Annotated in this window: 20 protein-coding genes; 7 read left to right on the top strand and 13 right to left on the bottom strand. The window is 46.8% G+C overall.

The features are described 5' to 3' along the window. Positions 1–7 precede the first annotated feature (7 nt). Together efp and lpxC are read left to right on the top strand one after the other, a co-directional pair. Complete coding sequence (gene efp / locus Q0N89_RS02465; RefSeq protein ID WP_294033223.1) at positions 8–583, top strand: elongation factor P; 576 nt, start codon at positions 8–10, stop codon at positions 581–583. 257 nt (positions 584–840) lie between these two features. After that, a complete protein-coding gene (lpxC, locus tag Q0N89_RS02460) occupies positions 841–1,749 on the top strand; it encodes a UDP-3-O-acyl-N-acetylglucosamine deacetylase (RefSeq protein WP_294033222.1) in 909 nt (302 codons plus the stop codon). A gap of 384 nt (positions 1,750–2,133) precedes the next feature. On the opposite strand, the gene Q0N89_RS02455 is transcribed toward lpxC, so the two are convergent. Continuing rightward, on the bottom strand, positions 2,134–2,655 hold the full coding sequence (locus tag Q0N89_RS02455; RefSeq protein ID WP_294033221.1) for a hypothetical protein: 522 nt from the start codon (positions 2,653–2,655) through the stop codon (positions 2,134–2,136). A gap of 254 nt (positions 2,656–2,909) precedes the next feature. Between Q0N89_RS02455 and Q0N89_RS02450 the strand changes: the two genes are divergently transcribed. Then, positions 2,910–3,590, top strand: coding sequence for a CHAP domain-containing protein (locus Q0N89_RS02450; protein ID WP_294033220.1), 681 nt, complete (start codon positions 2,910–2,912; stop codon positions 3,588–3,590). Between the two features lie 58 nt (positions 3,591–3,648). On the opposite strand, the gene Q0N89_RS02445 is transcribed toward Q0N89_RS02450, so the two are convergent. The 4 genes from Q0N89_RS02445 to Q0N89_RS02430 form a co-directional block, all read right to left on the bottom strand. Continuing rightward, positions 3,649–4,101: a hypothetical protein gene (locus Q0N89_RS02445; RefSeq protein ID WP_294033219.1), complete on the bottom strand. Its 453-nt coding sequence runs from the start codon at positions 4,099–4,101 to the stop codon at positions 3,649–3,651. Positions 4,102–4,237: 136 nt separating this feature from the next. Then, complete coding sequence (locus Q0N89_RS02440; RefSeq protein ID WP_294033218.1) at positions 4,238–4,603, bottom strand: hypothetical protein; 366 nt, start codon at positions 4,601–4,603, stop codon at positions 4,238–4,240. A gap of 196 nt (positions 4,604–4,799) precedes the next feature. Continuing rightward, positions 4,800–5,066 carry a hypothetical protein gene (locus tag Q0N89_RS02435; protein WP_294033217.1) on the bottom strand — a complete coding sequence of 89 codons (267 nt, stop codon included), beginning with the start codon at positions 5,064–5,066 and terminating at the stop codon, positions 4,800–4,802. 26 nt (positions 5,067–5,092) lie between these two features. Next, complete coding sequence (locus Q0N89_RS02430; RefSeq protein ID WP_294033216.1) at positions 5,093–6,106, bottom strand: DNA/RNA non-specific endonuclease; 1,014 nt, start codon at positions 6,104–6,106, stop codon at positions 5,093–5,095. 38 nt (positions 6,107–6,144) lie between these two features. On the opposite strand from Q0N89_RS02430, the gene mutY reads away from it, so the two are divergent. Beyond that, positions 6,145–7,341 carry an A/G-specific adenine glycosylase gene (mutY, locus tag Q0N89_RS02425; protein WP_294033215.1) on the top strand — a complete coding sequence of 399 codons (1,197 nt, stop codon included), beginning with the start codon at positions 6,145–6,147 and terminating at the stop codon, positions 7,339–7,341. Between the two features lie 24 nt (positions 7,342–7,365). Here the strand turns inward: mutY and Q0N89_RS02420 are convergent, their stop codons facing one another. Genes Q0N89_RS02420 through rnr form a run of 3 tightly spaced genes read right to left on the bottom strand, consistent with a single transcriptional unit; the run spans position 7,366 to position 10,980 of the window. Then, positions 7,366–8,286: a polyprenyl synthetase family protein gene (locus Q0N89_RS02420; protein ID WP_294033214.1), complete on the bottom strand. Its 921-nt coding sequence runs from the start codon at positions 8,284–8,286 to the stop codon at positions 7,366–7,368. 1 nt (position 8,287) lies between these two features. Next, entirely contained in the window at positions 8,288–8,641 is a 354-nt protein-coding gene (locus tag Q0N89_RS02415; protein ID WP_294033213.1) for a hypothetical protein, read from the bottom strand. Between the two features lie 23 nt (positions 8,642–8,664). Then, the gene (gene rnr, locus Q0N89_RS02410; protein WP_294033212.1) at positions 8,665–10,980 is read right to left on the bottom strand and encodes a ribonuclease R; all 2,316 of its coding nucleotides are present in this window, start codon (positions 10,978–10,980) and stop codon (positions 8,665–8,667) included. A gap of 199 nt (positions 10,981–11,179) precedes the next feature. On the opposite strand from rnr, the gene rimI reads away from it, so the two are divergent. Then, a complete protein-coding gene (gene rimI, locus Q0N89_RS02405) occupies positions 11,180–11,755 on the top strand; it encodes a ribosomal protein S18-alanine N-acetyltransferase (RefSeq protein WP_294033211.1) in 576 nt (191 codons plus the stop codon). A gap of 77 nt (positions 11,756–11,832) precedes the next feature. Here rimI and infC read toward each other — a convergent pair whose 3' ends face one another. The 4 genes from infC to trmB form a co-directional block, all read right to left on the bottom strand. Further along, on the bottom strand, positions 11,833–12,330 hold the full coding sequence (gene infC, locus Q0N89_RS02400) for a translation initiation factor IF-3 (protein WP_294033258.1): 498 nt from the start codon (positions 12,328–12,330) through the stop codon (positions 11,833–11,835). A 214-nt stretch (positions 12,331–12,544) separates the two neighbouring features. Then, on the bottom strand, positions 12,545–12,817 hold the full coding sequence (locus Q0N89_RS02395) for a hypothetical protein (RefSeq protein WP_294033210.1): 273 nt from the start codon (positions 12,815–12,817) through the stop codon (positions 12,545–12,547). Positions 12,818–12,952: 135 nt separating this feature from the next. Beyond that, positions 12,953–14,890 carry a threonine--tRNA ligase gene (thrS, locus tag Q0N89_RS02390; RefSeq protein WP_294033209.1) on the bottom strand — a complete coding sequence of 646 codons (1,938 nt, stop codon included), beginning with the start codon at positions 14,888–14,890 and terminating at the stop codon, positions 12,953–12,955. Between the two features lie 142 nt (positions 14,891–15,032). Next, entirely contained in the window at positions 15,033–15,836 is an 804-nt protein-coding gene (trmB, locus tag Q0N89_RS02385; protein WP_294033208.1) for a tRNA (guanosine(46)-N7)-methyltransferase TrmB, read from the bottom strand. A 174-nt stretch (positions 15,837–16,010) separates the two neighbouring features. Between trmB and Q0N89_RS02380 the strand changes: the two genes are divergently transcribed. Both Q0N89_RS02380 and Q0N89_RS02375 read left to right on the top strand, forming a co-directional pair. Further along, the gene (locus Q0N89_RS02380) at positions 16,011–16,952 is read left to right on the top strand and encodes a DUF2628 domain-containing protein (RefSeq protein WP_294033207.1); all 942 of its coding nucleotides are present in this window, start codon (positions 16,011–16,013) and stop codon (positions 16,950–16,952) included. 12 nt (positions 16,953–16,964) lie between these two features. After that, entirely contained in the window at positions 16,965–17,687 is a 723-nt protein-coding gene (locus Q0N89_RS02375; protein WP_294033206.1) for a TraX family protein, read from the top strand. Positions 17,688–17,700: 13 nt separating this feature from the next. Here the strand turns inward: Q0N89_RS02375 and Q0N89_RS02370 are convergent, their stop codons facing one another. Further along, positions 17,701–18,189 carry a hypothetical protein gene (locus tag Q0N89_RS02370; RefSeq protein ID WP_294033205.1) on the bottom strand — a complete coding sequence of 163 codons (489 nt, stop codon included), beginning with the start codon at positions 18,187–18,189 and terminating at the stop codon, positions 17,701–17,703. Between the last annotated feature and the right edge of the window lie 53 nt (positions 18,190–18,242).

The following is an 18,242-nucleotide window of genomic DNA, read 5'->3' as shown; positions in this document are numbered from 1 at the left end:
TATTATTATGGCAAGTTTTTCTACCAACGATTTTAAAGCCGGTCTAAAAGTTATGCTAGACGGCAACCCATGCTCAATCATCGAAAATGAGTATGTCAAACCAGGTAAAGGTCAAGCCTTTAACCGTGTTAAGCTACGCAACCTACGCACTGGCAAAGTGCTGGAGCAAACCTTCAAATCAGGTGACAGCCTAGAAGGCGCTGATGTGATGGATGTCGAGATGAACTATCTATATAATGATGGCGAGTTTTGGCACTTTATGCACCCAGAGACTTTTGACCAGCTACAAGCGGACAAAACAGCGATGGGCGATGCAGCACAATGGCTAAAAGAAAACTCAAACGCACTATGCACCATCACCCTGTTCAATGGTGCACCATTGTCAGTAACACCACCGAACTTCGTTGAGCTTGAAATCGTCGAAACCGATCCAGGTGTGCGTGGCGATACTTCAGGCGGTGGCGGTAAGCCTGCGCGCCTAGAAACTGGCGCAACCGTGCGTGTACCGCTATTCGTCCAACAAAACGAAATCGTGCGTGTCGATACCCGTACTGGCGAATACCAAACTCGCGTATCTGCTTAATAATCCATTTAAGCAAAGAACAGATGTCAGCGATGGCATCTGTTTTTTTTTGTGCTTTTTTATGCAGTCATTTGGCGATTATCCATGTATTTTGCCAAAATAAGTCGGATAATTGATTAAAATTACAAATCATAAAACAAATCAAACACAATTATTGATAAAGCCGAGTGTGCGACTGATGACAAAATTCGTGTCAGGTGTTAAACTACTACAATGACACATTTTGAAATATTTTGACCAATTAACCGAGTATCACCATGACACAGCTATTTCAACGCACGCTTGCCAAGCCCATCACCGCCACAGGGATTGGGCTACACAGTGGCAAAAAAGTGACGCTGACTTTGATGCCTGCCGAGCCAAATACCGGCATCGTCTTTGAGCGTACGGACTTGGGCGCAAGTGTACCGATGGATGCCACGCTGGTGGTGGATACCATGATGTCATCAAATCTGGTGCAGGGTGAAGCACGAGTTGGCACGGTGGAGCATCTGCTATCTGCGGTGGCGGCGTGCGGATTGGATAATCTGGTTATCCAAGTGGATGCTGCCGAGATTCCGATTATGGACGGTAGTGCAGCGCCATTTTTGTTCTTGATTGACCAAGCGGGCATCTGCGAGCAAACCGAGCTCAAAAAATTCATCAAAATCATCAAGCCTGTTGAAGTCAATGACGGCGATAAATGGGCGCGCCTTGAGCCTTATGATGATGGCTTTTTGATGGATTTTGAGATTGATTTTAATCATGCTGCCATCGCTGCGACCGAGCAGACTACACAGCTTGATTTTAATACCGCCAATTTCGCCGTTGAAGTCGGTCAAGCGCGCACCTTTGGATTTTTGAAGGACTTAGAATACCTACAAAAGCACAATTTGGCATTGGGCGGTAGCCTTGATAATGCGGTGGTGCTCGATGATAATTCTGTGGTCAATGAAGGTGGTCTGCGTTACCCAAATGAGTTCGTCCGCCACAAGATGCTAGATGCGGTGGGTGACTTGTATGTCATTGGTCATGCGTTGTTGGGTAAGTTTTCGGCATATAAATCAGGTCATGCGGTGAATAATGCGCTGATTCGTGCGGTGCTCGCTGACCCTAGTAGCTATGAAATTGTAACATTTTATGACAAAGATGCTTGCCCGATTGCTTATGTCGAGCCAAGTTGCTAACAGATTATTGAGTTTACAGTTGTATTTTTATTCTGTCTTAACAAAAATCGCTTAGCAAAATAGCAGAAATATCGCCAAATCGTGCAAAATCTGTATAAAATTTATACAAACCAATCCGATCCGATGTCAGTCGTGGTCGGATTTTTGTTTGTGTGGCGTCTATAAGCTTGATAAATCAAGCGATTGGACAGGGTGATATGGCAGGCGGGTCAATCATGCAAAAGTTGGGGAATTTGCTGGATTGATGGCTTGCGTGATGATGTCCAAAGTTTGTTTACAAAACTTTACAAAAATAAGATACGATATAACAAATAAAATCCCTTGATTTGTTCAAGGGATTGAGTGCGACATTATTAATAATTACCACAAAGTTAGTGTATCTGATTAGTCATCATTGCCTGCTAATTTAAGTAAAGCTGCACGCAGGCGTTCATTTTTGATGACAGATTGGGCAGATTGTGTTATGATTTGTCTTGTGTTTTCGCTTAGGGTTCTTTTTGGATCGTCTTGGCGAGCGTCTGATTGAGTCGGTTTTGGTGATAAAATCACTTGAATTGACATCAATTGACAAAACCGTTGGTCATAGCTGCGCAAAGCTTGAACACAATTCACCATCATATAGCGCAAGTGATTGACCGCAGTCGGCGAGCCTAATGACAAGGTAATCTCGACTGGCGATGCTTCTACGACATAGCAATCATCAAGCATTTGCTCGGGTAATAACTCAGCGAGCGCTTGGCGAACAAGCTGTGTAAGCTGTTGTAGCTGCTGATAATGCGCTAACAAGGGCTTTGGGAGCGTTGCGCCTGCTGCTGCCTGTTTTTCGGTGGTGCTGGCCAAATGATTTGGTCGTTTGGTTTTTACCGACAAATCATCAATGGTTTTGAAAATTGGGTGTTTAGACATAGCTCACCTTGAATACCAAAATACCTATGGACATGGTGTCCGCAGAGCAAGTGTATCACGCCTAAAGAGAAAAGGGTATCTTTGACACGCTTTTCTAGTACGCAAAGGATGTGTGCTGCGTCCACGAGCTTTAAACAAAACCAATCAACAACACGAATAAGGTAAGCAAAGGGGCGGTATCGCTCAGCGATACGATTGGCACTCACCATTTTAGCCAATATGCCAAGCAAACTTTAGGCGTGGGAGAAATCTGAATGAAACGAGTATTTTGGCTAATGTCGGCCGTTGGTCTGACGATGGCGCAGTCAAGTGCAGCTCAGAGTACCTATACATACAGTGATGATGCGTATGTGGCAAGCGTACCTGATGTGGATATTGATAGCGCTATCAATAGTCTTATCGCAAGCAGCAACCAAAATCCACGCGGTAATTTTGCAACTCAAGCTGGTCTGGCATCAGCATCAAATTACAGCTCAAACTTCTCAACTTTTGGTAACAGTTCTGTCGCAGCACAGCTGACCGCCAATAGCGCACCAAGCATCGCAGCAGCACAAGCATCTCGTGCAGCACTAGGTCGCAGTATCGGTCGCTGTGCTTTGTATGTGCGCCGTGCACTACAAGCAGCAGGCTACAGCTTTACACCACAGCCATCAGCGTATCAATATGCACACGGCACACTTGCTAGCGCAGGCTTTATCAAAATCAAGAATGAAGGCTATCAGCCACAAGTGGGTGATGTTGTGGTCTTTAACCGCACTGCCAAAAACCCACATGGTCATATCCAAATCTATGATGGCGCACAGTGGGTATCAGATTTTCGCCAGCCGAAATTCAGCCCATACAGCCAGCATAATGGCTATACCGTATGGCGTGACGCTCGCTATATCGACGCATCTGCTAATACAGGCACAGTCCTAGCGATGAATGGTCAATAATCTGACCCAAAGAATAAGCCCAGTTGATGATGACTGGGCTTTTTTGTGTTTAGGTATTTTATAAACCGTATTGTTGACACTTTGCCATGCCTTGCATAAAAGATGTTTGATAGCCAGTGCCCCAAATATCAGCAATCAAGTATTTTCCATTGACTTTTTGAAGTTGAAAATCGTTATATTCTGTCTTGCCGTAGTTTTTAAAAGTGGCTCGAACCTTACCATTTTTGAGTACAGTATATTTTACTTGTCTAATTTTGGGATCTACACCACCAACCATGTCCCAAGCTTGACAATTCATCTCACCATCAGGTGTGATCGCATCATCATATCGAATGGCTTGTTTAAAATCTGGTGTCGCATTATTGATAATGATAGTGTGGCGTTTGTTAATATTTTGATAAACCTTCTTCACAACCGTAATTTTCTTTTGGTTTTCGGCTTGATTGGCATTGGCTAAATTGGGTGTGATGGCTATGGCTAATACTGTGAGTGATGTGATTGCTTGTTTCATCATAAGTCCTTTTGGTTGCGGTGATTGAATTTATCATATTTAATCATACCATATTTAAACTGTCTTTCAAATAAAAATGCACCGTAAAAAAACGGTGCATTTTGCTAAACAGGGCTAATTAAATAGCTTGGCAAGATTATTGTCTTACGCCTGTTTGAGTGCCAGTGATACTCTTGATGGTTAGGTTGTTACCGCTTACCGTGATGTTCACTGTGCCTTTGATGCGTAGTGTTGGGTGCTCGCCTTTGCCTTTATACTTGCCGCCACCTTGTGACTGGATATCAGTTAGAATGGTGCGACCTTCGGTTTTTTTGGCTTTTTCGGTTAGACCTTTGGTCATCACGCCAACGAATTTATCACCTGATTGGCTGATGGTGATGATGGCTTTGGCTTCACCTTTTTCGGTCATCTTCCATTTACCGACGATTGGGTCAGCTGCCATTGCTGATGCTGATAGTAGAACGCCAACACCGATTGCCATTAGTTTGGTTGCAAATTTCATAATTCACTCCTTGTGGTTTGTCATGGATAATCAATAAATCCACTTGTGTTTACAAGCTTAATGGCATTATAACCAAGCTATACGATAAATGCAAACCGGTATAGACAGATTTTTGTAGTGATTTGCCATGCTTTTGTTACAGTCGGTGAACGCTTGTATCTTATTGACTTTGATGGAGAAATGCTTTGGTTAAATTTTAGGCAAATGGATTGTCAATCTCTTCAACTGGGGCAGTCGCTACGCTCATCTCATCGGGCAAATCCGCCATCTGTTCAAGCACTGTCACAAGCTGGCTGCTGATGGCTTGTAGTGCTTTGGCTTGGACAAGTCCGTCTTTGCTTTTGGCAATCGTCAATTCCCCAAATAGCACCACAGTATCCAAGCCATTTTCGATGGTCAAACCGCCGATGGTCAGCACTTCATGGTCATTATCAAATGGTGTCATCGTTGTTATGTCATTCATTAGAGTATTCATTTAGCTTGTATCATTTAACTTCTTAAAAATGTCACCACATAGCGCACCATCGCATCACCAAAGGCAAGCCAGCTGTGGGGTGTGTTAAGCATGATGGCTTCGGCTTGCTTGTCGGTCATTGGACTTGGCAGGGCGTAGGCGTGGCTTTGGACGGCAGGTGCTAGGCTTGGCATGGCAAGGATGCCTGTACGCTCGGCAAGTGCTTGTAGGCTAATCACTTCATAATTGCCCGTACTGTCATTGGGTGAATAATATACGCCAGCTTGATTGAGTTTTGGGATATATACTGCCTTAAAAAAGTGGCTTGGCACCATCACACGGCCGCCGATACGCTGTACGCTTTGCCCATCAAAGACCACGCCAGTCACCACATACACTTCGCCATAGCGTACTGCAAGCGTGCGAGTGGCGTTTTCGATATGACGCCAAAGATTGCGGTTGTGCTCGCCGTGTTGGGGTGCGATATTGGCAAGGCTAAAGCTAGCATACTGCTCATCGACGGTCGCCATATCGCCATTGGGGGCGATGTGCCCACGGTCAAACCCCGAACGGCGATAGTCGGCAAGCTCGGCACGCACATCGCTTGGCAATCGGCGCTCGGCACGAAAGCTGTCATTACGCACTAAGGTGCGAGCCTGCTGTACTCGCTGATGGGTCAAGTGCGATGCTGACCAAAATGGCGTGCGAGAGATGCCCGAATACAGCGTGGCAAAGCCATCAAAGCACAGCGCATACAGCTGACGGTTGAGTTTATCGCCTTTTGCGCCAACCAGTGCAGGTGCACTTTGATAAAATTGATGTTGGCAAGCTTGATAACTGTCAAATCCTGACTCAAAGCGATAGCTAAGTGGCGAAACCGCAGGCGTGGTATCGCTTGGCGTCGGTACTGTGTTTGGCGTTGGGCTTGGTGTAGGCTCAAGGCTGATGGTACAACTGCTAAGCAGGACGGTCATCGCCACACAAGCGGTGCGGAATAAAAATCGGCTCATCATCGGTGCGTGCAAAACAAAGATTGTAATTGGTGTCATAGCTTTTTATAATGAACGAATTTTAGCAGTTAATCATCATGACAACAACCAATTTGACAGCGGATTTGACAATCAGCACCTGTGATACTACCGAGATGGTATTGCCAAGCGAGTTTGCCACACGGCTTTTGGCGTGGTTTGAGCAATCGGGACGACATGATTTGCCGTGGCAGTTTCATCATCAAGACCATGCTGATATCTATGCGGTATGGCTGTCTGAAGTTATGCTACAGCAGACGCAGGTGGCGACAGTGATGGGGTATTTTGAGCGATTTTTGGCAAAATTCCCCACCGTGCAGGATTTGGCGGTGGCATCATGGGATGATGTTGCAAGCTTGTGGGCGGGGCTTGGCTACTATGCTCGGGCACGCAATCTGCACGCAGGGTCGGCTCAAGTGGCTGATTTTATTGATAAAACTGGTCATTTTCCGCAGACGGTAGATGAGTGGCAAGCCATCAAAGGTGTTGGTCGCTCCACCGCAGGGGCGATTGTGGCGATGGGCGTGCGTGATTTTGGGGTGATTTGTGATGGCAATGTCAAGCGAGTGCTGACGCGCCACCGTGCCATCGATGGCGATATCACCAAGTCTGCTACCGATAAGGCGTTATGGCAACTAGCCACCGCTTTGACGCCCAAGACTGATAGCGGTAAATACGCACAAGCGATGATGGATTTGGGGGCGACCATCTGCACTCGCACCAAGCCTAAGTGCGATATCTGCCCTGTGGCAATCGACTGCCAAGCACGGCTTATGGGCAAACAAGCCACTTATCCTGTCAAGAAAAAATCTGCACCCAAACCACACCGCCATAGCCTAGCAGTCGCACTCACGTACCAAGATGATACGCTATGGCTGCAACGACATAATGATGGCGGTATCTGGGATGGGCTGTGGTGCTTGCCAATGATGACACTGACATCGGATGCGGACAAGTTGCTTAGCCAAGAGATACTCAATCAGCTGATGGATAATGTGACCGAGATGTCATCACTAGCCGAGCAGGTGCTATTTGATGCGCTTGGTACGCTACCACATCCGCCTGTAGAGCATCACATCAAGCATACGCTGACGCATTTTCATTGGCATATCTATCTTGTGACGCTCAAGGTGTATGAAGGGTTGTATCAACTGCTAAACCACTCGCTACAATCGGCTCATGCGGATTTTGTGTGGGCTGATGGTGAGAATTTGGCAAAGCCTGTGGCGATGGATAAGCTGTTAAAAAAGGCTTGACGGGTTTATCGTCAAGCCTACTGCTCAAAACGCACGCACCTGTAGCCAGCGTACAATCTGCGACAATAAATTGTCATCGCCAAACATTGCCACGGCTTGTTCGGCATCATCAAATAACTGGTTGGCATAACGGCGTGCGCCATCGACGCCGAGCAGTTTGACATAGGTGGATTTTTCAAGTTTTTCATCACTGCCGGCAGGCTTGCCGAGCGTGGCGGTATCGGCGGTGACATCCAGCACATCATCTTGCACCTGAAAGGCAAGCCCCACCGAGCGAGCATATTGACCGAGCTTTTGCATCATCGCATCATCAGCATGAGCGCAGATGCCACCCATCATCACTGATGCTTCGATGAGCGCGCCTGTCTTATCACGGTGGATGGCTTCGAGTTCATCTTGGCTCAGTGTTTTTTGTTCACCTTCGATATCAAGCATCTGACCTGTCACCATGCGCCGTGCTCGTGGGATAAGCGTTTGTAATAGCTTTAGGCTGATATCAGACGGCTCATCTGATGACCCAGCCAACACTTCAAAGGCAATCGACTGCAAGGCATCACCTGCCAGTAGTGCCACACCTTCACCATAGACCACATGACAAGTCGGCTTGCCACGGCGTAGCTCATCATCATCCATACAGGGCAAATCATCATGCACGAGCGAATAGCCGTGTATCATCTCAACTGCTGTCATCGCACGCAGTACCCATGCCATCTGCGCTGTGGTGATAGGGCGAGATGTATGTGCTGATACCGTCAAAAAAGTCGCCAAGACAAGCAGTGGGCGCACTCGCTTACCGCCATTACTCATCGCATAGCGACAAGCATCATCAAGCGGACTGGGTAGGGCAGCCTGTGTCAGTGCTTGGTCGATGGTATCGCTAAGGTGCGTCATCTGCCATGTCTGTAATTCGCCAAGCGTCTGAATCTGTTGGATGGATTGTGTCATATTATTTCTTAAGTTTATTTTGATAATATCGTACAGTCAAGATGGCTTGGGTCAGCCCAAGTACAATCATCAGCACCCACGGTACACTCAAGGATGGATTGCCTGTGGCGATGATTTGGCTGATTAGATAAGCGGTATAAACCGCCAAGCCAAAGGCATAAATTTTGAATTTGGTCTTGGGAAAATTTACCGAAAATGCCAAAACCGCCATCAAAAACACCGCCGAGCCAATCAGTAGCCACAGACCGCCCACGCCAAGAATGCCGACCAACACACCGCCAAGCATATAGGCGGTGAGCCAGTCTGTGATACCTTCCAAGAATGGATAGCGTGCTTTGGGTTTATTGTCACTCATCTCATATCCTTATGATGTTATGTTTAAGCTTTGGTCTTGCGACGGCTTTTGCTTGATTTGCCAGTCTTATTTGCTTTGGCGGATGAATTGGCGTTGGTGGCTGTCTTTTTGGCGGCTTTGGCGACACCATCACTGCCCAATTGACTCAGCTGTTCGATGAGTTTAAAGTCAATTTGCAATAAATCCATATTCACACCTGCCACTTGAATTAGCAGGCTATCGCCAAGTCCAAAGCGTGTACCTTTGTCGCCGATAAGTTTTTGTTCTCGTTCGTCGTAGTCAAAGTACTCATTGCCAAGCCCTGAAATATGAATCAAGCCTTCGATAAATAGCTCATTGAGCGTGACAAATAGGCCAAAGCTTGTCACGGTGGCGACGGTTGCGGTAAATTCATCACCGATATGACGCTGCATATAGTGGCATTTTAGCCATGTTTCGACATCACGGGATGCTTCTTCGGCACGGCGTTCGGTAAGGCTTGTCTGCTCACCGGCTTCATCGAGCGAGCCATATAGGGCGTCGGCAGGTTTTTGGCCGGTGACTTTGTCTTTGATGGCACGATGTAGCATCAAATCAGGATAGCGACGGATTGGGCTGGTAAAATGGCTGTATTCATCATACGCCAAGCCAAAATGTCCAATATTATCAGGACTATAATTCGCCTGCATCATCGAGCGTAGTAGCATACTATGGATGCTTACCGCATCAGGGCGGTCGGCAGTGGCCTTGATGATACGCTGATAATCTTCGTGCGTCGGTGATTCGCTTGGGAATGACAGACCAAAGCTTTTGACATACTCATGCAGGCGTGCTGATTTTTCGTCATTGGGCTTGTCATGGTTGCGATACAGCACAGGCAATTTGTGCTTGAGCGCAAAATTCGCCGCACAGGTATTGGCAAGTAACATCATCTCTTCGATAAGCTTATGTGCATCGCCACGAGTGCGGGCGACGATATCGACGATGTCGCCATCTTTGCCAAATTTGATATAAGTCTCAGCCGTCTCAAACGCCATCGCACCCCGTTCTTCACGGCGGACATCTAGGATTTGGTACAGCTGATGCAGGGTGTCGATGGATTTGAGCACATCGCCATTGCGCACCAAATCATCAGGCAAAGTTTCGTTGGTCGGGTCATTAAAATAGGCATTGACTTGATTATAAGTCAAGCGTGCCTGCGAGTGCATCACCGCAGGGTAGAACTCATAGCCAGTCACCTTACCACCCCGTGAGACCTTGATATCGGCGACCATACACAGACGGTCAACCTTCGGATTGAGCGAGCATAAGCCATTGGATAGGGCTTCAGGCAGCATTGGTATCACCCGATGTGGGAAATACACCGAAGTCCCACGCTCATAGGCATCGACATCAAGCGGTGAGCGTGGCGTGACATAATGGCTGACATCAGCGATGGCGACGACGACACGATAGTTACCGCCGGCACGCTTTTCGGCATAGACAGCATCGTCAAAGTCACGAGAATCTTCACCGTCGATGGTCACCAGTGGCAAATGGCGCAAATCCACACGCCCTGCAAAGTCCTTATCAGATGGCTCATTAAAGCTTGATGCCTGCTTGAGCGTCTCTTTGCTAAATTCATGCGGAATGCCATAGTTATACAGCGTGGTCTCGATGATTAATTCACGGTCATTCAGTCCGCTAAGTAGCTCGGTGATTTTGCCTGTGGCGAACTCTTGATAAGTTGGCAAATCAATCAGTGCCACCTTGACATCATCACCGATACCGGCATTCATCGCCATCACATTATCATCGCTGACGGTGATGGGCTGATGGGCGTTCGCGCCAGATAACTGCACAAAAAACCCTTCGCCATCATAAGCAAGCTTACCAATAAACTCAAGCTGATGGCGGTGCGTGACGGCGGTGATGCGTGCTTCTGCCTTGCCCCGATATTCACTTGCCACCACTTCGACGCTATCGCCATCAAAGACCAGCCGCATTTGTTTTTCATGCAAAAATAGGTCAGGCATATCAGGCAATACCACAAAGCCAAAGCCCTTGGGATTGGCAGACACTGTACCGCTCAAGATGGTCGGCAAAGGGGCGACACTAAAATGAATACCATCACTGCGCTCAAGCTGTGAATCTCGGAGCATGGCTTTTAGGCGATTGGTCAGGGCAAAAAACTTATCTTCATCGTCCAAAATGCCAAAATGCATGGCAAGCGACTCTTGGGTGGCAGGATTGCCTTGATTGGTGATGTCTGCCACCGTCTGCAAAATCAGCAGGCGTGATGGGATGGGGTTTTGGTATTTTGATGCTTCTACCGCTGCGTTTGGGTCATTCCATTTGGTTTTTTTTGTTTTGTTGGTCATAATTTACCTTAAAAATTTCTCTTCTGTGTTTTATCTATTGTAACATAAAGCTTGAAAAATTGTGCTTTATGGTCTATAAAATTCAGTAGGATATCGCACTTGTCCACAAGCGTGATGCTGTGTTTTGTGGGTGTTTGTCGGCGATTGTTAAGTTGTTGTGTTGGTTTATTGTGGTTTGTTGTGGGTGAATGGGGTAAAAATGTCGATTATGATTATAAACTTGGCAAAGGGCAATATCGATGCCGATACCGATGCTGATAAGCAGGCTTACCAAACTCGGTGGCTGGATGAAGTTGCCAAGCTTGAGCGTGTCTTATTGCCTGATGATGCGTGGGGGGTGGATGAGATTTGTTCAAGTCTTGAGCAGTTTGGGATGGGGCTAATGCTTGCTGTAGATGGGGCTGATACTCAAGCAGTCAAGGGCTATTGCATTTATCAAATCGTCTTTGAGACTGCCGAAATCCATCGTATCGGCACGCATCCAAGCCATGCTAGGCAAGGGGTGGCGGCATCACTCATCACGGCACTCGTGGATGAAATGCAACATCAGCACAGCGACAATCTACTGCTAGAAGTCCGAGCGGACAATACGCCTGCCATCAGCCTGTATCAAAAAATGGGCTTTACAGCCATTGATGTGCGAAAAGGCTACTACCAAACTGCGACAGGTCGCTGTGATGCCATCATCATGCAAAAGCAGGTTGCACCAAGCCATGCTAATTCTATGCCAATTCAGAATGATTGGGCTAATTGCCAAGAATGCTTGGTAAAATAGTCAAATCAATCAAAGCACAAAAGGTGATTGCCAATCATTAGCAATCACCACAGAATGTGTCTGATAATCGTGGGCGATTATTTTTTCTTGGCAGGGCCAAGTAGCATACCCATTTGGCGACCTTCGACCTTTGGCGCTTGCTCGACGCTGGCAATCTCGGCAGTGTCGGCGATGATACGCTCAAGCTGTGCTTTGCCGATTTCTTGGTGCGCCATCTCACGACCACGGAAGCGAATGCTGACTTTGACCTTATCCTTGTCTTCGATAAACTCAACAATCTTACGAAGTTTGACCTGATAGTCAGCTTCTTCGGTACCTGGGCGTAGCTTGATTTCACGCACTTGGGTTTGTTTTTGGTTCTTTTTGGCTTCTTTGGCTTTTTGTTTTTGTTCGTACAAATAGCGCTTATAATCCATCACCTTGCACACAGGTGGCTTGGCATCAGGGACAATCTCAACCAAGTCCAAGCCGTCATCAGCAGCGGCTTTTAGTGCAGTTTGGATATCCACCACGCCCATCTGCTCGCCGTCTTCTTTGACTAGGCGGACTTCTTTGGCACGGATTTCTTCGTTAATATTTAAACGGTTTGACGGTTTAATGGGTCTTACTCCAATCTAATTGCTCTTTTGTCGGCGATGGATGATTAACCAAATCGCTGACCGTGTCTGCCAATACTTTGGCATTAAAGTGTCTATTATTAACCATTTGATAAATTTTTGTCAAATGGTTTTACCTGTTTTTAAATAAATTTGCCCAATATACGAGATATTGGGCAAATTTATTATAAGATTAGTAACAGCTTAAGTAATTGTAATATACCCAACCAAGATAACGATTCGTTGAGTGACTGTAAGCCCGCACCCAAGGTTTGCCATTTTTATCATATTTCCAATCATTGATATAAATATGAGTGCCATTTGGCAATGAACCTAGTACTTTTCCATAAGGGGCGGAGCGGTATTTGAGCGGTGTATTGGTCGGGTCAGCAACCAAGCAAGATTCTGCATGGGCTGATACACAAAAAGCTAAGGTAGCAAAAGTTGCTAATACGAGTTTTTTCACATCAATTCTCCTTAAAAGTGTGTTTGATTTATTCTATACCAAATGATGCTCAAATAAAAGGCTTATTTTGAATTGGTAAATGGCAAAAAAGCCAAGATTATTACAATCTTGGCTTTGGCATATCAAAAGGGAAGTTTACGCCTTATCAGCACCTTTTGCCACATAATTGCCTTTTTGGGCGACGGCGTCATTCAGTAGCGTGATAAACGCATCAACAGGCATACTACCAAGGTTTGCACCTTCACGAGTACGCACATTGACTGTGCCTTCTTCGACTTCTTTGTCGCCGAGCACCAGCATAAACGGAATGCGTTCAAGGGTGCGTTCACGAATCTTAAAGCCGATTTTTTCGTTGCGCAAATCGCTGATGGCACGCAGACCAGCGGCTTTTAGCTTGGCGACGACTGCATCACAGGCTTGGGCTTGCTTGTCGGTGATGTTCATCACCACCGCTTGGGTTGGGGCAAGCCAAGGCGGCATCAGACCTGCATATTCTTCAATCAAGATACCGATAAAGCGTTCGAATGAACCTAGAATCGCACGGTGTAGCATCACAGGACGCTCTTTATCGCCATTTTCGTTGATAAAGTCGGCATCTAGACGCTCTGGTAGGTTGAAGTCTAGCTGTAGTGTACCACATTGCCACATACGACCTAGACAGTCTTTTAGGCTAAATTCAATCTTCGGACCATAGAATGCGCCTTCGCCTTCTTGTAGCTCCCAAGCCAGACCTGCGGTATCTAGGGCATCTGCTAGGGCTTTTTCGGCATCATCCCATAGGTGGTCAGCGCCGACACGCTTTTCTGGGCGGGTTGATAGCTTCATCACGATGTCACTAAAGCCAAAATCTTTATAAACATCCAAAGTTAGCTTAATAAAGGCTTGGGCTTCGTCACGGATTTGGGCGTGCGTACAGAAAATATGCGCATCATCTTGGGTAAAGCCACGCACGCGCATGATACCATGCAAAGCACCCGATGGCTCGTTGCGATGGCATGAGCCAAATTCTGCTAGGCGTAGTGGCAAATCACGGTATGATTTTAGCCCTTGATTGAACACCTGCACATGGCAAGGGCAGTTCATCGGCTTGATGGCATAATCACGGTTTTCAGAACTGGTGGTAAACATATTTTCGGCATAGTTTTCCCAGTGACCTGATTTTTCCCATAGACTTCTATCGACGATTTGCGGGGTTTTGATTTCAAGATAGCCGTTGTCTTGTTGTACTTTACGCATATATTGCTCAAGCACTTGATAAATCGTCCAGCCATTTGGATGCCAAAACACCATGCCCGGTGCTTGCTCTTGTAGGTGGAATAGACCTAATGCTTTACCAATCTTACGATGGTCACGCTTTTCGGCTTCTTCGATACGCTGAATGTAGGCTTTGAGCTCTTTTTTGTCCGCCCAAGCTGTGCCATAGATACGCTGAAGTTGCTCATTTTTGGCATCGCCACGCCAGTAAGCACCGCTCATTTTGGTCAGCTGGAACGCCTTTAGAAAACGAGTATTTGGCACGTGTGGGCCACGACACATATCGATGTATTCTTGGTGATAATACAAGCCCATCGCTGTCTCATCAGGCATATCGTCGATTAGGCGTAGCTTGTAATCTTCGCCACGAGATTTAAAGATTTCGATGACTTCATCTCTTGGTGTCATTTTTTTGATGACATCATAGTCTTGGTCGATGAGCTTTTTCATACGCTCTTCGATGGCTTTCATGTCTTCGGGGGTGAATGGGCGTGGGCTGTAGATGTCATAATAAAAGCCGTCTTCGATGACAGGGCCGATGACCATTTTGACATCAGGGTATAGCTGTTTGACCGCATGACCGAGCAAGTGGGCACATGAATGGCGGATGATTTCGACACCTTCTTGGTCTTTGGCGGTGATGATAGACACGCTAGCATCAGTGGTAATCGGGTCGCAAGCATCCACCAATTTGCCATCGACACGACCTGCGATGGTGGCTTTGGCAAGTCCGGGACCGATGTCTTGGGCGATTTGCATGACGGTGGTTTGTCCGTCGAATTGACGAACACTGCCATCTGGTAAGGTGATTGCAACCATAATAACTCCTAATGTTGGCGTTGGTAGTGATGTTTGCTACTTTCAAACATATAACCGCTACCGAGTAGAAAAAAATGAACGCAAAATTGCGCAAATTATCAATTATAACAAATTTTTTAAATTTTGGCGAATGATACTAGGTTTATACCTTGATATAAATCAAATCCCATACGCCATGACCATGCGTGATGCCACGCTGTTCAAATTTGGTCAAGGGGCGATATTCAGGGCGTGGCGCAAAATTCCCCACACCATGCGGATTGCTAAATTCAGGCATGGTATCAAGCACTTCTAGCATCCAAAAAGCATAATGCTCCCAGTCGGTCGCTGCGTGGAATTTACCCCCTGTAGTCAGCACTCGCACGACCTTTGCCATACGGTCATGGGTGACAAAGCGGCGCTTATAATGACGCTTTTTTTGCCACGGGTCGGGGAAGTATAACTGCACGGTATCCAGATGATTGTCAGGCAGATTATCAAGTAGGGCGATGGCATCACCGTTGATGACTTTTAGGTTCGTTAGATCCATCTCATCAGCCAAGAGTGCCAAGCGGCCGATGCCTGGCTCATGTACTTCGATGCCGACAAAGTTGGTGCTTGGCGCGTTTTTTGCCATCTCAAGCAGGCTATCACCCATCCCAAAGCCAATCTCAAGGGTAATCGGCGCATCTGCCCCATTGGGCGTATCGGCGAATAACGCACGCAAATCGGTGATACCACTGACATCACCCAGCTTACCCAGCTCGCCTGTGCTATTGACATAAATATGCCCAAGACTGCCATCCACAAGCACCTGTTCGACCTGCTGGCTCATGTGGGTACGGCGTTTCATAAAAGTGTTGATTTTGCGAAATTGCTCGGGCGTCTGCGCAAGCTTGGCAAGGCGTGTGCTGATTTCGTCGGTATCGATGACGGCGGTGTCGGCTTGGGTGGTTGAATTTGTCATAAAAGGGCGTAAAATGTTAGCTTAAAAATAGCCGTCATTATAATGCGTTTTGTGATTTTGAACAAGCGGACAAACCTGCCTGCCATGCCGTCTGCTGTCAAGTTGTGCCGTTGTCCGTCGCTTTTTGATTTAGTTAAATTGTTTTAGTCAAATTTTGCCAAGCTAAGCCAAGTTATGTTTCGTTTACCATTTTTAGAAGATACCACGCCGCCGCCATTTTATCAGGCAAATATCAGCGATGCCAAGCGCCGTCAGCTTGACCAGTGGTTTATCGGTCATCGCTCGCAGGCGTATTATCTGAGACGCTTTGAAGAATTTGACAAGGCGGGTAAATTGCACGCACGCTGGCATTGGGCGGCGTTTTTTATGACTTTTGGGTGGCTATTGTACCGTAAGCGTTATCTGGACTGCGTGGTGTATTGTGTCGCTGGTTGGTCGTTTATTAAGGTGAATATTGCCATCATCTTGGCGGTGAGTGAGTTTGTGCTGATTGGCCATCTGCCCGAAGCATGGCAGGTGATGACCCGTGTGGGGATTGGCCTTGTGGTGTGGCTGTTTTGGGCGGGGATGGTTGCTCGGTGGTCGGATGCGTATTATTATCGCATGGCGCGGCGTGAGATTGCCGATGTGCTGGAGCTGTATCCAGATGATGACGAAGCTCAAAAAGCACATCTACGCCACGAAGGTGGGGTGAGCCTTGTGGGGCTGTCGGTGGCGTTTGCGATTTTTGGGATATTGTTGTCGATTATCGTCACGCAGTTTGTGCCGATTTATGCCAAGTCAAAAGAACAAGAACTGCTGTACGACACCTATCGCAGTGCCAATGCGGTTGCTCGGCGAGTGGATGTCTTGATGGCAAGTACAGGGGCGTGTCCGACACATCTGCCTGTGATGACCCAATACCCAAGAATTCGCATCCACATCACCGATACACCTGCTGGCATACGCACCGACTGTGCGGTGGTGGCGACCATCATAGGGGCGCATTATCCGATTCGCTATCTCAATGAACGCACGATGACCATCTATCGCACCCATGCCGATGATGGGCAGGCGCTGTGGCGGTGTCAGACATCACTGTCCAAGAAACACTCGCCAAAGCACTGCTTGGATTGATGGTTTAAAGTGATGACTATCAAGCGGTTAAGCTTATTTGACCTAAAGCTCATCATGCTAGTGGCGATGGTCATCGACCATGTGGCGTGGGCGTTTGTGGCGACTGATAGTATCGCAGGCGAGCTGATGCATACTATTGGGCGGATGGTTGCGCCGATGATGGCGTATTTTTTGGCGATGGGGTTTGTGAGTAGTCGTGACGTGATGCGCTATCTTGGGCGGCTGTTTGGCTTTGCGGTAATTTCGCAGCCTGTGTTTATGTGGTTTCAGTATCAAATCGGTATGGCAGATAGCATTGGTGATGTCATTTGGGGTAATGTGCTGTTCTCGCTTGGGTTTGCACTGTCAGCATTGATGCTGTGGCGGTCACGACTTGATAAGTGGCTGAAATTAGTCGCTATGCTACCGCTGATATTGTTGGCGACTTATAGCGAGTATGGGCTGGCGATGATGCTGTGGGCGGTGATTTTTTGGTATTGGATGGATAATCCTAAGTATCAGCTGATGATGTATCTACTGAGCCTGCCTGTAGCATATGTGCTGATTTATGGGCTGAATGCTACAGTGGGGCTTGGCTTTATGCACATTGGCATGGTGCTGACTGCGGTGCTGATTGCACTGTACAATGGACAAAAAGGGCGGGCGATACCGTCATGGCTTGGCGGTCGCTATTTGTTTTATGGATTTTATCCTGTGCATTTGGCACTGATTGCAGGGATGGTGTCGTGCCTATAATGTTTGTGGTGTATTAATCCATGGGGTATTGCTCTGGTGATTTGCCGACGTAATTTGTCACCATTGCAAAATATTCACCTGCGTTCGGTACTTCTTCGATTTCAAAAATCTTTTCAATGCGTATCCGATGCAGCCAGTCATCACCAAAATCAAACCAATAGTACAGATAGTCTTTTTCGTTTAAATTCAACTCATCCAGCGTCGTTGTGCTGGCAGGGTGCAACAGCATATCTTGATTGGATAAAGGATTATGATCATCCATAAATGCATCAATCATGACAATTTCTTTGCAGTCTTGGAATAGTTTATGAAAACTCTCCATTTTGCTGCGGCTGATAAAAAACTGAAAAGCGTGTTCATTCCAACGGTCAAATGCTTCAAAAATCCGCTCGTGCAGATTATAAAAACTGGCATTGCCTGAAATTTCCAAAACTCGATGCAATTTGGTTGCTGGATAATGTGGCTGAATCAAGCTGATTTTAAGGCGATAAATGGTGGTCATGATTTGTTATTGGATTGATTGCTGGTATGATGAATCATTATGACAAGATTTGT

Origin of the sequence: uncultured Moraxella sp. (assembly GCF_945873075.1) — a bacterium.
GTDB lineage: Bacteria > Pseudomonadota > Gammaproteobacteria > Pseudomonadales > Moraxellaceae > Moraxella.
This window is presented reverse-complemented; position numbering and strand designations above follow the sequence as displayed.

Coding starts and splice junctions, on each gene's coding strand:
- Q0N89_RS02455 (WP_294033221.1), bottom strand. CDS start 2,655: ATGTCTAAACACCCAATTTTCAAAACCATTGATGATTTGTCGGTAAAA.
- lpxC (WP_294033222.1), top strand. CDS start 841: ATGACACAGCTATTTCAACGCACGCTTGCCAAGCCCATCACCGCCACA.
- efp (WP_294033223.1), top strand. CDS start 8: ATGGCAAGTTTTTCTACCAACGATTTTAAAGCCGGTCTAAAAGTTATG.
- Q0N89_RS02445 (WP_294033219.1), bottom strand. CDS start 4,101: ATGAAACAAGCAATCACATCACTCACAGTATTAGCCATAGCCATCACA.
- Q0N89_RS02380 (WP_294033207.1), top strand. CDS start 16,011: ATGTTTCGTTTACCATTTTTAGAAGATACCACGCCGCCGCCATTTTAT.
- rnr (WP_294033212.1), bottom strand. CDS start 10,980: ATGACCAACAAAACAAAAAAAACCAAATGGAATGACCCAAACGCAGCG.
- Q0N89_RS02450 (WP_294033220.1), top strand. CDS start 2,910: ATGAAACGAGTATTTTGGCTAATGTCGGCCGTTGGTCTGACGATGGCG.
- trmB (WP_294033208.1), bottom strand. CDS start 15,836: ATGACAAATTCAACCACCCAAGCCGACACCGCCGTCATCGATACCGAC.
- thrS (WP_294033209.1), bottom strand. CDS start 14,890: ATGGTTGCAATCACCTTACCAGATGGCAGTGTTCGTCAATTCGACGGA.
- Q0N89_RS02415 (WP_294033213.1), bottom strand. CDS start 8,641: ATGAGTGACAATAAACCCAAAGCACGCTATCCATTCTTGGAAGGTATC.
- Q0N89_RS02370 (WP_294033205.1), bottom strand. CDS start 18,189: ATGACCACCATTTATCGCCTTAAAATCAGCTTGATTCAGCCACATTAT.
- Q0N89_RS02435 (WP_294033217.1), bottom strand. CDS start 5,066: ATGAATGACATAACAACGATGACACCATTTGATAATGACCATGAAGTG.
- Q0N89_RS02375 (WP_294033206.1), top strand. CDS start 16,965: ATGACTATCAAGCGGTTAAGCTTATTTGACCTAAAGCTCATCATGCTA.
- mutY (WP_294033215.1), top strand. CDS start 6,145: ATGACAACAACCAATTTGACAGCGGATTTGACAATCAGCACCTGTGAT.
- Q0N89_RS02430 (WP_294033216.1), bottom strand. CDS start 6,106: ATGACACCAATTACAATCTTTGTTTTGCACGCACCGATGATGAGCCGA.
- rimI (WP_294033211.1), top strand. CDS start 11,180: ATGTCGATTATGATTATAAACTTGGCAAAGGGCAATATCGATGCCGAT.
- Q0N89_RS02420 (WP_294033214.1), bottom strand. CDS start 8,286: ATGACACAATCCATCCAACAGATTCAGACGCTTGGCGAATTACAGACA.
- Q0N89_RS02440 (WP_294033218.1), bottom strand. CDS start 4,603: ATGAAATTTGCAACCAAACTAATGGCAATCGGTGTTGGCGTTCTACTA.